Source organism: Anatilimnocola floriformis, assembly GCF_024256385.1.
Taxonomy (GTDB): Bacteria; Planctomycetota; Planctomycetia; order Pirellulales; family Pirellulaceae; genus Anatilimnocola; species Anatilimnocola floriformis.
This window is the reverse complement of the sequence record NZ_JAMLFW010000001.1, coordinates 5101733-5115768: the sequence shown is the minus strand read 5'-3', so window position 1 is coordinate 5115768 and position 14036 is coordinate 5101733. Positions and strand designations below refer to the sequence as shown.

General features: G+C 59.1%; 12 protein-coding genes. 6 read left to right on the top strand and 6 right to left on the bottom strand.

Features of this window, described 5'->3' with window-relative positions; genetic code table 11:
- Positions 1 to 103 precede the first annotated feature (103 nt).
- Positions 104 to 892, top strand: coding sequence for a hypothetical protein (locus M9Q49_RS20055; protein WP_254510609.1), 789 nt, complete (start codon positions 104 to 106; stop codon positions 890 to 892).
- 6 nt (positions 893 to 898) lie between these two features.
- On the opposite strand, the gene M9Q49_RS20050 is transcribed toward M9Q49_RS20055, so the two are convergent.
- The 4 genes from M9Q49_RS20050 to M9Q49_RS20035 form a co-directional block, all read right to left on the bottom strand.
- Positions 899 to 1540, bottom strand: a complete 642-nt coding sequence (locus M9Q49_RS20050) for a nucleotidyltransferase family protein (protein ID WP_254510608.1) — start codon at positions 1538 to 1540, stop codon at positions 899 to 901.
- Positions 1537 to 2631, bottom strand: a complete 1095-nt coding sequence (locus tag M9Q49_RS20045; RefSeq protein ID WP_254510607.1) for an XdhC family protein — start codon at positions 2629 to 2631, stop codon at positions 1537 to 1539. Before M9Q49_RS20045 ends, M9Q49_RS20050 begins: the two co-directional genes overlap by 4 nt.
- A gap of 98 nt (positions 2632 to 2729) precedes the next feature.
- The gene (locus M9Q49_RS20040) at positions 2730 to 4163 is read right to left on the bottom strand and encodes a Gfo/Idh/MocA family oxidoreductase (protein ID WP_254510606.1); all 1434 of its coding nucleotides are present in this window, start codon (positions 4161 to 4163) and stop codon (positions 2730 to 2732) included.
- Between the two features lie 103 nt (positions 4164 to 4266).
- Positions 4267 to 4467: a hypothetical protein gene (locus M9Q49_RS20035; protein WP_254510605.1), complete on the bottom strand. Its 201-nt coding sequence runs from the start codon at positions 4465 to 4467 to the stop codon at positions 4267 to 4269.
- A gap of 44 nt (positions 4468 to 4511) precedes the next feature.
- Between M9Q49_RS20035 and M9Q49_RS20030 the strand changes: the two genes are divergently transcribed.
- Positions 4512 to 5765: a glycosyltransferase gene (locus M9Q49_RS20030; RefSeq protein ID WP_254510604.1), complete on the top strand. Its 1254-nt coding sequence runs from the start codon at positions 4512 to 4514 to the stop codon at positions 5763 to 5765.
- Between the two features lie 62 nt (positions 5766 to 5827).
- Here the strand turns inward: M9Q49_RS20030 and M9Q49_RS20025 are convergent, their stop codons facing one another.
- The gene (locus M9Q49_RS20025; RefSeq protein WP_254510603.1) at positions 5828 to 6979 is read right to left on the bottom strand and encodes a DUF481 domain-containing protein; all 1152 of its coding nucleotides are present in this window, start codon (positions 6977 to 6979) and stop codon (positions 5828 to 5830) included.
- A 105-nt stretch (positions 6980 to 7084) separates the two neighbouring features.
- Positions 7085 to 8326 (bottom strand): ROK family transcriptional regulator, encoded by a 1242-nt coding sequence (locus tag M9Q49_RS20020; RefSeq protein ID WP_254510602.1) that lies wholly within the window; start codon positions 8324 to 8326, stop codon positions 7085 to 7087.
- A 139-nt stretch (positions 8327 to 8465) separates the two neighbouring features.
- Here M9Q49_RS20020 and M9Q49_RS20015 point away from each other — a divergent pair, with 139 nt between their 5' ends.
- From M9Q49_RS20015 to M9Q49_RS20000, 4 genes are all read left to right on the top strand, one after another.
- Positions 8466 to 10961: a PSD1 and planctomycete cytochrome C domain-containing protein gene (locus M9Q49_RS20015; protein ID WP_254510601.1), complete on the top strand. Its 2496-nt coding sequence runs from the start codon at positions 8466 to 8468 to the stop codon at positions 10959 to 10961.
- Between the two features lie 89 nt (positions 10962 to 11050).
- Complete coding sequence (locus M9Q49_RS20010; protein WP_254510600.1) at positions 11051 to 12499, top strand: DUF1501 domain-containing protein; 1449 nt, start codon at positions 11051 to 11053, stop codon at positions 12497 to 12499.
- A 373-nt stretch (positions 12500 to 12872) separates the two neighbouring features.
- Entirely contained in the window at positions 12873 to 13061 is a 189-nt protein-coding gene (locus M9Q49_RS20005) for a hypothetical protein (protein WP_254510599.1), read from the top strand.
- Positions 13062 to 13219: 158 nt separating this feature from the next.
- Positions 13220 to 13945, top strand: coding sequence for a hypothetical protein (locus tag M9Q49_RS20000; RefSeq protein ID WP_254510598.1), 726 nt, complete (start codon positions 13220 to 13222; stop codon positions 13943 to 13945).
- The last annotated feature ends 91 nt before the right edge of the window (positions 13946 to 14036 follow it).

Genomic DNA, 14036 nt, shown 5'->3' with positions numbered 1-14036 from the left:
TTCACCACGGTCGCCGCGGTTAGCAATTAAGATAGACGGCGTCGGGTAAGAAGCCTGGCGTGACGTTTTGCGGAAAGGTTGGGGCGATAGGAAGGCCGGTTTGGTGGCAGTTACTAACGAGCTTACGCCCGAATTTTTGTGCTGGGCCATCGAGCGGCAATGCCCACTGCGGGAGATGCTGCCCGAAAATCAGCCAGAAAAAGTCGAGCGGCAACTGCGCTCGGCGCGTTGCACTTCCGAGGCGCTAGCCGAAGGTCGAGTGCATGACGATCTGGCGACGACCGCTGATCAAACCCTCGGCTTTCGCGTGAGCGAATCGCTGGCCATCTACGGCGGCGAAGCCATCGTCCGCGACTGCTGCGGCAACTGCCCGGCGAATGCGATCTCGCAGTTTCAGCAACCTAGCTACGCCGGTTGCTATGGCTTGTTCCCCGTGCCGGAGCCGCGCGAGCCGTGGCTACAGCGTGTGCAACGCTGCCCGCGCGACAATCAATTGTTCAAGCCCGCGCAGTTCCTCTGGTATGGCTGGTGGATGCAGTCGCCGTTGCAAGGTGTGCAAGTTGAGTACCTCGCGCGGCAGTTCGCTACGATCAGCAGCGAACCAGAGTTCGCGGCCAATCAGCCGCTGCGCGAGCTGAACGCAGCGCTGCAGACCTGTCACGAAAAACATCTGGCCTTGAGCATACAACTCTTCCCGCGCGGCGAGATTGACGGCCTGTGGTGGAACCTGCGGCCGCACTGCGAGGTGTGTCGGAGCGAATGGATCACCGGTGCGAAACGCTGCGAAATGTGCGGTCAGACTCGCTTTCCCGCTTCAGCAAAAAAACGCCGTGTCCGCGGCACGCGGCCATATCGGGCGATTGCCGAAATCAGTTCGGCTGCTCAGTCGTAGGCGATTTTAAATGCCGTCGCGCAGCTGTTGATAGTCGACAGGCGTGTCGACATCGACGAACGGTTCATACCGAGCCAGATCATCGCAGGCGATCTCGCGAACCGGATTTCGCGTGAGGAGCGCCTTCACGCCTTCGTTAGCCGCGAGTTCGAAAACTTGCGAAGCGAGTGACCAGGGAAACAGAACCGGATGGCCTTGCTTCCCGCAAATGGTCGGAACCAGAATCGACTTTGTTTCCGCGGCAGCATGTTGATCGATCAAGCGGGCTATGATCGCCGGCGACAACCGCGGCATATCGGCTGGAGCGAGCAGCCAGGCGAAGTTCGGCGGCAGTGAATACCGCTGTAGATGTTTGAGCGCGAGTTGCACGCTGATCTTCATTTCGGCCGGCGGCGTTTCAGCTCGCAGTACTTCTGCTCCGTAGGCGTGGCAGACTTCTGCGAGTGCATCATCGCTGGGGCGAATCACGACCAGTGGAACGAGGCCCGCTGCTTGCCACGCAGCGAGCGTGTGGGCAATGAGCGGCACGCCTTGGACCGGCAACAGCAACTTAGCCACGCCCCCCATCCGGCGACTCTCACCGGCAGCGGGAATGATCGCGAAGGCTCGCGGCGGAATCTCGACAGGTCGAAAACGTCGGCCGCTCACGGCGTGGCCCGCCTATCGAACTGTGCCATCTCGACGCGGGCGGGGCGCCCCGGAATGAAGCCATCGCGATTGCGGTGTGCGACCAATTCGGCAGCAATACTCACGGCGATCTCTGGCACCGTTTGCGAACCGATGTCGATGCCGAGCGGCGCGTGGACACGCTCGAGGGCTTCGCGCGTTACGCCCTGTTCGAGCAGGTCGTCGAAGATCAGTCGAATTTTTCGCCGGCTGCCGATCAGGCCGACGTAGCGTGCGCCGCGGCTGACGACGTGGAACAGCGCTTCCTCATCGTGATTATGGCCACGGGTTACGATCAGGCAGTAAGTGTTGCAATCGATGGGGAGCGACGGCAGCACCTGATCAACCGGGCCCGCGATCCGCCGATCGGCTTTGGGGAACCGGGCCTCGCTCACGACATCGGCGCGGTCGTCGACGACCCACACTTCGAAATCGAGCGGCGTGGCGAGTTCGGCCACGGCTTGGCCGACATGTCCACCGCCGACAATAATCAACCGGCAACGGGGGAGCACTGGCAGGAAGGAAATCCCGCTCGAAACATACGGCCGCGGGCGAATGTCGAGCGGCTTGAGTTCCTGCACAATTATCTCGGGCACCGAATTGTCAGTTGCATGTAGCGCGGCCAGCAACTTTCCATCGTCATCAAGCAGATAGTTCGTCGGAGCTGCAAGCTGTGCGGTTTCGTCGAACACAATTGCTTCGGTCGTTCCCAGCCCTGCATCGATCCGCTCCGATAACAGGCGAAAGTAATCGGCCGAAGAAGATTGGATCGGCTCGATGAGCACCAGCATTCGCCCACCGCAAATCAGGCCGTCGTCCCAGCCGTAATCGCTGTCGAGTTGAAACTTGCAGAGGTCGCTCTTTCCCGCGGCGATCAGCGCGATCGCGCGGCGTTTGACTTCGGCTTCGACACAGCCGCCGCCGAGCGTGCCGGCTTGGTTGCCGTCGGCGAAAACGAGCATGACCGCGCCGGCTTTTTGCGGCGTGGAGCCGCGCGTTTCCACCAGCCGGCAATAAGCAGTCGGCCGCCCAGAAGCGAGAGCGGCCAATAGTGGACGGACAACGTCGCGCATAAACAGTCGAGCAGTTTGCCTGTAGCTGAATTCGCCAGAATTCAGATTCTTATGCACGTCGTCTGAATTCTGGCGAATTCAGCTACTTCTAAATACAACTAACCGACGACTTCGTAGCCCTTCCGTTGTTCGCGCTTGACGAACCCATTGGCCTGGTCGTCACCCTCGATTTGTTCGGTCTCAGGATTCCACTTCACTTTGCGGTCGAGACGGATGGCGATGTTGGCCAAATGGCAGGTCGTCATCGAGCGATGGTGCGTGTACACGTCGCTGATCGGTTGCTCGCGCGAAGCCACGCATTCAAAGAAGTTGCCCATGTGGTTGCCGGGCTTCTTCCCCTTATAGAGCTTGGTGATGACTTCTTCCGGCAGCGGATTTTCCGACTTCAGATCGGCAATCACGGTGCCGGTTACATCGCGCAGGGCGCCGCGGCTGACGAAGATGGTTCCCTTCGTCCCTTCGATCGTAATGCCGTTTTCGGTGTCGCTGCGAATGGTCATCTCGACTTGATTGGGGAAGTTGGCGACCACCTTGAACTCGGTCGCAGCGTTGTATTGATTGTCGAGCGTCGGCCAGCCGTCCTTGAACGGCACTGGGTGCTTGGCCGTTCCTTCAATGCTGTTCGGGCCGCTGTTTTCCATGCCGATCGCCCATTGAGCGATGTCGACGTGGTGAGCGCCCCAGTCAGTCATCTTGCCGCCGGAGTATTCGTACCACCAGCGGAATTCGTAGTGACAGCGGCTGGCGGGATAGGTTTTGTTGGAGCTGGCCGTGTTGGGGCCTGCAACGTAATCGACGAGCGGGGCTTGGCCGAGCCACATTTCCCAATTGATCGTGCTCGGCGCGGCTACCTTCGGCAACGGCCCCGAAGCGACCGAACCGCCGATGGCGCATTGCACCTTTTTGATGTCGCCAAGCCGACCTTGCCGACACAGAGCAACGGCGGTGAGGAATTGCGATTTGAACTCGCCCTTGTTGGCGCTCATTTCGCTGCGCTGCTGCGTGCCGACCTGAAAGACCCGGCCTGTCTCTTTCAGCACCTTGATGATCTGCTTGCCTTCATCGATCGTCAGCGTCAACGGCTTTTCGCAGTAGACGTCTTTGCCAGCCCGCATCGCTTCGATGGCGATCTTGCTGTGCCAGTGATCGGGGGTAACGATCGTTACGACGTTGATGTCTTTGTTATCGAGCAGCTTGCGGTAGTCGCCGAAGACTTCGATCTTACGGGTGTTCCCTTTCTTCGCCTGAACGTCTTCGCATTTGGCCTTGGCTTTGTCGGTCATTGCCGTATCGACATCGCAAACCGCGACGCAATCGGCAAAGTTCAACGCTTGCGGCCCGACTGCATTCCAGCGATCGCCGACGCCGATGCAACCGAGCACCGGCCGATCGTTTGCACTCTTGGTCTTCGCATCCTGCGCCATGAGCGGCGAGTCGCTGAAGAAATAAGGAGCCACCACGGCTCCGGCAGTTACACCAGCGGCGGTTTGCAGAAATTGACGACGCGAAGAAGAACGCTTGTGCGCGGCCATGGTCGATCTCACGAGAGAGGTGTGCGAAGGGATGGAAGTAATTTAGCCGACGGCGAGGTGAAGTTGAACTCCCACCGCTAAGGCGAGGCACGTAGCGACTCGTCTACGATTCGATCTTCGGCATCGAGGCTTCGCCTTCGATTTGATTGAGTCCAAAGGGCACGAGAAAACTGCCGACGAAGAAATCGGCGACGAGTTTGCCCTCGTCGTCGCGGCGAATCTGATGAAAGACGTAGGGCGCGAGGCTGCCGTCTTTGCGGCGGATCCAATACCAATGTCGCTGCTGCAGTTGTTCGGGTTCCATGCGGTTGATCTTAGCGACTGGGGAATAATCGCTAAACTGGCTGCATGGCACATTATGGCGTTATCTGTCCCAATGCATCGGGGCACCTCAATCCGGTCTCTGGTCTAGCCACGGAACTACGTGCGCGTGGGCATCGCGTCACTTTCTGCTTGCTGGGCGATCCACCGCAGTCGATCACCGCACTGGGGTTCGAGGTGTTACCGATCGGTGGCGATTTGATTTCGCCGGCAGAGTATCGCGCCGCCATGGCCAAGCTCGGTGTGCTGACAGGCCGAGCGGCGCTGAAGCACACATTCGACCTGGCTATCCGCGGCACGGAAGTAATGCTGGCGGCTGGACCGGCCGTGATCGAGCGCGCGGGCATCACGCATATGATCGTCGATCAAGGTTCGTTTGCCGGCGGCACCGTGGCTGACCAATTGAAGTTGCCGTTCGCGACCGTTTGCAATGCGTTGCTGTTACACGGCGAACCTAGCGTGCCGCCGTTTTTCACGACGTGGCCGTATCGCGATGCATGGTGGGCTCGGCTGCGAAATCGGCTGGCGTGGGCCGGACTGAATCGTTTGTATCAGCCGATTCTGCGGATGATTCAAACGCGACGACGCGAACTCGGGCTGAATGTCCCCGAACACATCGCAGAAACATGGTCGAGCCGTTTGCAGCTTTGCCAGCAGCCTGCTTCGTTTGATTTTCATCGGCGAGAATTGCCGGCTGCGCTCCGTTACGTCGGTCCATTGCATCAAGCCGACGCTCACGCTGCCAATCCGGCCGCGGCGAATTTCCCCTGGAGCCGCCTGAGCGATAAGCCGCTGGTTTATGCGTCGCTGGGAACGTTGCAGAATCAACTGCAGTATGTTTTTCGAGCGATTCTTGCCGGGCTGGCGGATTTAGACATTCAACTTGTTCTCGCGCTGGGAAAGAAAGATGCCGTTTGGAATGAGCCGACGCCGGCTAACGCCATCGTCGTCGGTTACGCGCCGCAGCTCGAGTTAATTGAGCGAGCAAGTCTGGTGATTACGCACGCGGGGCTGAATACCGCGCTCGAAACGTTGACCCGCGGCAAGCCGATGGTTTGCATTCCGGTGACGAATGATCAACCGGGAGTGGCGGCCCGCGTCGTACACGTCGGTGCCGGAGAACTGCTGCCGCTGAAGAAGGTGACCGCAGCCAGACTGCGTGAACTAACGCAGCGAGTGTTTGCACAACCGAGGTATCGCGAGGCTGCTGAACGGATTCAGGCTGAGATTGTTGCTGCGGGCGGAGCGAGGACGGCGGCGAATTTGGTCGAACGGATGTAGCTGAGCGTGGACTGCCAGGAGAGGTTGTACCCGCTTCTCCCTCGTTTACGCGTTCGGACTACTTAGAACGACCAAATTAGCAGCGTCGAGTAATCCAGATCGTTCGGTCGCGCGCCCTGCGGCGTGCTGTCGTAGCGATCGATGATGCTCAGTTTCAAGCTGAGGCCCCAAGCCTGGGCGAGGGCGATTTCCCACGAGGCCTGGCTGTTGAGACGGAAGTCGCTGAACTCGGTGACGTCGGGATAGAAGTCTGATTTGAAGCTGATCGAGTGAGTGGCGTTGAACTTGTGTTTGAATTCAGCGCCGAACAACAATTCGGGATGCACCGTGTCGTCGGGGCCGCCGATTTCATTCGAAACTGAGAGACCCGTGCGAGTGATGAACGTCGTGGCGTCGTTCTGAATCCATTCGTAGCCAAAACCGGTGTCGCCCGACACGCGAGCGTCGAAGGCTTTGAATTCGTCGTATTCGGCCAGGCCGTGAATGAAGTAGTTCCAGCGTGAGCCGGGCATTGGCCATTCGAGGCGGCCGTCGAGCAGGGCCGTGTTCGCGGTGGTTACGCCGTTGGCGGATTTTTGAATCGTGGTGAATTGCACCGAGCGCACGAACGTGTCGGTCTTATGCTTGGCAGTCACGCCGAGGCGGACGTTGAACGTTTCGCTGTTGCCATCGGTGCCGTTCAGGCCGAGCTCGACGTTTCCTTCCCAAGGATCCCACACCTTGGACGCCCACCAGTTGCCGCCGGGCTCTTCGATGAGCAACGGCGCATCGGCTTTGCTTTTGGCCGCAGGGGCAGCGATCGCTTCCGGCGCGGGCGGAGGCAGTGGTGTGGGCTGCGAAACACCCATTGCCGCGGTGGGCTGCGGGTACTGCGAAGCGTCGGGCTGAAATTGAAACGGCTGCTGCGTTTGGGGAGTTGCCGGCGGTGGCGGCGCACCCTGCGAGTTAATCGGCAGCGCGTTCAGCGGCGGCATCGGCGGACTGATCTGCTGCTGTGGCGGAGAGAATTGAAAAGGAGGGGGCGGAGCATTCGCCGGCGCGAAGTTGCCAGTTGGTCCGGTTTCTTCGGGTGGCGGCGGTGGGAGCAAGAACGGCCCATCGAGATTGATCTGTTGCGGCTCCTGTGCGCAGAGCGAATTCGGCGACCAGAGCGCAAGGATGAGCGCCATCCCTAACAGGAAGCGAGTGAGCGCGATAATTCGAGCCCTCTGCATGACAGGTTCCGACAAGCAACGATGAGAAAACTGGAGACGAGTGCGCGGAGATTAGCGAAATCGTTCCGAAATTCAAAGTTCAACTTGGAACTGCAATTTTGTCGCTCACGCACCGGTAATGCGCTGAATGATGGCAGCGACAGCACCATGCCGCTTGCTGCCGCGGGCGCGGATCAGCTCGCAACCGGCCAATGACGGCGCGAGTGCCCGCTTGGCCGTTCGTTCGATTAGGCGGTCGAAGAGATCCGGTGCGGCATCGAGTCCCCGGCCATGCACAAAGAGACGGCTTGGGTTGTACAAGTTGATGACCGCGGCCAAACCGACGGATAAGTAGTCGAGCCAAGGCCCGAGTTCTTTTTCGACATTGAGTTCGCCGCTTTGAATACGCGGCAGCAGTTCGTCCAGGCTGTACGATTCGCAGAGTCGGGCAGAGATGCTCCCCGCGAGCGCCGCATCGGTCGCGACCGTTTCTAAACAGCCAAAGTTGCCGCAGCCACATTGCTTGCCGTGGAGATCGACCGTGATGTGGCCGAGTTCACCGGCGAGACCGTTGCTTCCTTCGACGTATTGTCCGGCTTGGACCACGCCCAGACCCAAACCGTCTGCAATGTCGACCATCGCAAAATCGGCAACACCCTGAGCAGCGCCATAGAGTTGTTCACCGAGACAGAGGGCCTGCATTTCTTGCAGCAGGACGACTTCCGTTGCGAGTCCTAGTTCTTCCATTCGCTGCGCGATGTCGACGCCCAACTGTTGATCGTCAGTCTGATGCAAGTTGGGTGAGATCAGCGTTCGCTTGTCTTCGCGACGGAGCAAACCAGGAATGCTGATGCCAATGCCCAGTACTTCGGTAGGTGAGTTGTCATTGCGAGTTTGCAGGGTTTCGCGCGAACGCAACAGTTGCTCGACAATTTTTTTGACTAGTTCGCCATACCGCCGCGGCGTGGCGAACGTTTTCGGTTCCGCTTGCGGCGAACCATCGAGGCCCGCCGTGGTCAATTCACATTGAGAGACACCGATCACCACGCCTTGCACGCTGACGGCAGCCCGCGCGAGGCGGAGGACTTTTCCAGGCCGGCCGAGCAGTGATTGTCCTACCGGTGGTGGACGAAACGTTCCTTCCTCGACCAATTGTCCAGCGAGCAGATCGACAACAGTGCGCGTAATCGTCGGTCCACTGATGCCGGTAAGCCGAGCGATTTCGGCGCGCGAGAGTGGCCCGTGACGTTGCAGCGCGGCAAGAACTTCGCGGGTGTTGAGCTGACGCAGGAGCGAGGCCTGCGCGCGATTCGGCTTGCCGCGATTCTCGCCAGAATGTTTACCCAGTTGCGCGCCAGGTGGTAGCATGAGAGATTGCTCGCGCTAGAAAATTGTTGCCTTGCGGTGCGCCTGCCGTTATATTATTTTCAGTCTGAAATAAAGTAAAGGGTTTGCGTGACGATACGCGACCTTTATTCCCACCTCCCGATCCAAGGATTCAGGCAAGATGAATCGCTCCCACCTGTTGGCGATGTGCGTCCTGCTGAGCACAGCTGCACTGGCCACCGCTGCCGAGCCTGAGAAGTTTTCCGCCGAAGACGTGACGTTCTTCGAGAAGGAAGTTTTCCCCATTCTGCGGGCGAACTGCTTTTCTTGCCACGGTGGTGAGCCCAAAGTGCAAGGCGATTTCAAACTCACTTCGCGCGAGGACATTCTCAAAGGTGGCGAAAGTGGCGAAGCCGGCGCGACGCCCGGCAAGCCTGAGTCGAGCAGCTTGATCGAAGCGATTAACTATCGCGGTCTCGAAATGCCGCCGAAGGGAAAGTTGGCGCAAGCCCAGATCGATGTGCTCACCAAGTGGGTCAAGATCGGTCTGCCCTACTCGGCGGAACTCGTCGCGAAAGCGCAGAAACGCCACGGCGCGCCGGTGGTCGATGATGAAGCCCGCAACTTCTGGGCGTTTCGCGCGGTGACGCGACCAGCCGTGCCGGAAGTAAAAAACAAGTCGTGGGTTCGCAATCCCGTCGATGCCTTCATTCTCGCGGGGCTCGAAAGCAAAGGCTTCACACCCGCCGCACCGGCAGAGAAGGCTTCGCTGTTGCGTCGCGCTTACTATGCAGTGACTGGTTTGCCGCCGTCGCCGGCTGAGGTTGAGAGCTTTTTGAAAGACAACAGCGACGGCGCTTACGAGCGGGCCATCGATCGCTTGCTTGAATCGCGGCAGTACGGTGAACATTGGGGCCGGCATTGGCTCGACCTGGTTCGTTATGCCGAGACCAACAGTTTTGAACGTGATAATCCTAAGCCGTTTGTCTGGCGTTATCGCGACTACGTGATTCGCGCGTTCAACGACGACAAACCCTACGATCAATTCATCCGCGAGCAACTCGCCGGCGATGAACTCGACAACGCGACGGCTGAGACGCGAATCGCGACCGGCTTTTATCGCCTCGGCTTGTGGGACGACGAACCGGCCGATCGCACGCTGGCTTACTACGACGGTCTTGATGACATTCTCGCGACGACCAGCCAGGCTTTTCTCGGCCTGACGCTCAATTGCTGCCGCTGCCACGATCACAAGATCGATCCCGTGCCCCAGAAGGACTACTACTCCTTCATGGCGTTCTTCCACGGTGTGCGGCACTTCGACAATGGCAACGGTTCGCTCCGCTCGATCGCGTCGGCCGAGGATCAGAAAAAGTTCCAAGGTCAACTTGATGCTCACAACGATCGAATCCGTGAACTCGATCAGTCGCTGTCCGAGATCGAGCAGATCGTGAAGCCGCACCTGAAAGGTGGCGAGCGGGACGATTTCAAGCATGACAACCGCAAGGTCGACATACTGAAGAAGTATCAGCCAGATACGATTACCCGCGAGACCTTCGAAACCTTCCGCGACAATTTTCGCGAACGCGAACGAATGCGCCGCAATCCGCCAAAGTCGGGCGAGCAAGCGCTCGTTGTGACTGAGAATGGCAACCGAGCCAAGGAGACATTCATCCTGCTGCGGGGCAATCCGCAAAGTCAGGGCGACAAAGTTGAGCCGGCGTTTCCTTCGGTTCTGCAGCCCGCGGACGCTCCGGCGATTCCGGAGATTAGACCTGCCGACAACAATCAAAGCTCGGGCCGTCGCCGCGTGCTCGCCGATTGGATTGCCAGCCCAAACAATCAGCTGACGTATCGCGTGCTGGTCAACCGCATTTGGCAGTACAACTTTGGCCGCGGCTTGGTACGTTCGTCGAGCAACTTTGGTTACATGGGCTCGCCGCCGACGCATCCTGAGTTGCTCGATTATCTAACAACCGAGCTCATCGCCGGCGGCATGAAGCTCAAACCGCTTCACAAACTGCTGCTCACCTCAAACACCTTTCGCATGGGGAGCCAGCAGAGTGCCGAGGCGAAGTTGAAGGATCCGGAGAACGATTCGTACTCCCACTTCGATATGCGGCGGCTCACGGCGGAGGAAATTCGCGACTCGGTGCTGACGGTCAGCGGCAACATCAATCTGAGCAAGTCCTCGGGCCCCAGCATTTATCCGCTGATCCCCGCCGAGGTCCTCGCCGGTCAATCGGTCCCCGGCAAGGGCTGGGAAAAATCCTCGCCCGAAGATGCTGCGGCCCGCAGCGTGTATGTCCATATCAAGCGCTCGCTCGGCTTGCCGATTCTGGTGGCGTTTGATGCGCCCGATCCGGACGCTCCCTGTCCGGTCCGATTCACCACGACCCAGCCGACGCAGGCCCTCGGCATGATCAACGGCGAGTTTATGCATTCGCAGGCCAAGGTCTTCGCCGAGCAATTGCAAAAGGCGGCGAGCGAGCCACGCGAGCAAGTTCGATTGGCTCTCAATCGGGCTTTGCAGCGCGAGCCGAATGAGAAAGAAATTACTCGCGGTTTGCAGTTTTTGAAGGACTCGCAGGAAACGGACAAGTTGCCTGCCGATGTTTCGCTGCGGCGGTTTTGTTTGCTGGTTTTGAATTTGAATGAGTTTGTGTTTGTGGATTAGTCGCCTTGCATTGGTGTAACCGCCCTTCACCCAAACCTTCTCCCCGGAATGCCGAGGAGAGGTGACGAAAAGACACAGGAACAATAACCATGAAAAACTTCTGCGGTCGCACCCGGCGCGAATTCATTTGGCAAACCGGCGCAGGTTTCACCGGCGTCGCGATGGCTGGGTTGTTCGGCAATGAACTGGCTCCCCAAGCGAAAGCCGCCGACGCCAAGCCGGCGTTTGCCAACCCGCTGGCCCCGAAAAAGCCGCACTTTGCCGCGAAGGCCAAGAGTGTGATCTTTCTGTACATGTATGGCGGCCCCAGCCACATGGACACGTTCGACTACAAGCCGGCGATGATCGGCATGGACAACAAGACCATCAAGGTGAAGACCTTTGGTCGCGGCGGCAAAAAGGATGAAGGTCGCATCGTCGAGCCGCGCTGGAAGTTCAAGCAGTACGGCGAATCGGGCAAGTGGGTCAGCGATCTCTTTCCGAATCTCGCCAATCATGTCGACGATATCGCGTTCCTCCATTCGATGACGGCCGATTCGCCGATCCACGGCTCGGCGATGATTCAGATGAACACGGGCAAGGTCCTCAGCGGTGCTCCTTGCATCGGCTCGTGGGCCAACTACGGCCTCGGCAGCGTGAATGAAAATCTGCCGGGCTTTGTGGTGATGCTCGATCCCCGTGGTGGCCCGATCAGCGGCGCGAAGAACTGGAGCAGCGGCTACATGCCCGCGCAGTACGAAGGAACGATGTTCCGCTCGCAAGGGACGCCGATCCTCGACCTGGCTCGCCCGTCCGGTATGACTGAGGCAGAACAGCGACGGCTGCTCGACACGGTTCGCGGCTTCAATGACGATCACATGGCGGCTCACGACCAGCACAACGCGCTGGCTGCCCGCATCGCCAGCTACGAACTGGCGTTCAAGATGCAAACCAGTTCGCCCGAAGCGACCGATATCGCCAGCGAGCCCGAGAGCATTCACGAAATGTATGGTCTCAACGACAAGAAGACCGCGACCTTCGGCCGGCAGTGCCTACTCGCGCGGCGACTGGTCGAGCGCGGCGTGCGGTTTGTGCAGCTCTACTCCGGCGGCGCTCACAACGACGACAACTGGGACGCCCACGGCGACCTCGCTCACAATCACAACCTGCACGCCGGCGAAACCGACAAGCCGATCGCGGCCCTGCTCAAAGATCTCAAGGACAAGGGTCTGCTGGAAAGCACGCTCATCGTGTGGGGTGGCGAATTCGGCCGTCAACCAACGGCGGAATACCCCAACGGCACGGGGCGCGACCACAACGCTTACGGCTTCACGATGTGGATGGCCGGTGGCGGTGTGAAGGGCGGCGTGAGTGTCGGTACGACCGACGAAATCGGCGCCGCTGCCGTCGAGAAGCCGTTCCATGTGAAGCATCTGCATGCAACCATGCTTCACCTGATGGGCCTCGATCCCGATCGGCTCACGTACTTTTACGGCGGGCTCGATCAAAAGCTGGTGGGAGTAGAAGGGGCGGAACCGATCAAGGAAGTCATGGCGTAGCGGACTCGCTGCCATGTTTATGATCGAGGACGAACTCCACGCGACACAGTGGGGGCCATACGTAACTCTTGCCGAAGCTATCGCCGAATTGCGACGTCGCGTTTTGATTCCGTGGGATCAAGAGCCGAATCGGGCGCCGTGTTCGAGTTGGCAGACCTGTGGGCGAAACTACGAGATTGTCGAGTGTGACGATGCGTGGAACGAGCTGAGGCACATTCCGGCCCTTAAAATCTCTGCCGAGAAAGTAGTGTGGGCCGACGGTATGGATCACTTTTAAGAAAGCCTCTCGCGCGAGAGGCTGCCGTGGCCTACTTAGCCTATCTTTTGGTGTCGGAGACACCGCTGGAATCTGAGTTGGTTCGCGAGTTTCACCGTGGCGGCGCTCACCATGGCCGTGTTCGCCGGCCAATTTGCCCAGCAGTTTGGCGTGAAACACGTCTCCAATCTCGCCTTCGTGGTCGCGGCTGGTGCAATTCTCTTTGGTCTCTTCGGCTGCCTCATCTTTCAGTGGATTCTGGCTGTCGTACGGATTTTTTTTGCTCCCGCGCGACGACGACGATAGCCCGCCGGACAAAATGCTTTTCTTCTGTTAGTCATCGGAATAAACTGAAAGTGGCTACTCAGCCGTGCGTATTTCGCTGCCTCCTCTCCCGCAGCGAGTCCACCGGTTGCTAATCTGCCGCTCCCACCACGTGCCTGCCATTCGCTTTGAGTTGCACTATGGTCGATCGTCATGTCCCGCCTCGGAACCGTGCGATCCAAATCCTGACAGAAGCACGAGAAATACTGGCCGAACGTTTGACCGAGCGAGTGCTCGATTCGGCTGACGAAATTCTCGCCGATGCTCGCGGCGAATCGTACATGAACGACATCGACGTCGTGTACGAACAAGTCGGTCTCCGGCTCTCGCACATCACGCAGATGCTCGCGAACCTGCCAGCCGAAGAAGAGGTTGACGTACAGCAGCCGATCAGTGAGTTTCGTACCGACGACGATTTGAGTTCGCAGGATTATCCGGTCATCGCCGAAGAGGCGGTGACGCACGACATGGTCGCTACTAATCCTCGGCCAGCCCTCGTCGGCCCGATGTACGTCTCGGCCCCGGCGCTGCCGGCACCGAAACACGAACCCTCGCCGTTCCCGGGCGAAGAGCCGTCGCTGCAGCACTTCGTCCTGCAAGTGCAAGCCAGCGACGTGCGGGCCGCGGGCAAAACCCTCGCCGTACTATTCGCTCTTCCCGATAGCCGCGCTCTGCTGTGTGCCGCAACGTTTGCCGAACGCTGGCGTCGTAACCCCGACTTCATCGCCCGCGCCATGCAACTCCGTACCGAGGTTGCCAGTGGCACTTACAACGGCGCGTTGGTCCTCCTCTTCGAATGCTTCGGCCTGACCGGCATCGAATCGATCGGCGTGTTGCAAACACTGCAGAATCGGCTGGCGGAGTAGCTGCAGAAGCTTATCCACGCGTGATAGCAATCACCGCTGTTCAGGCGATTTTTGGGGAGTGAAATTCCCGGAAATCAGTTATACTTGGGCA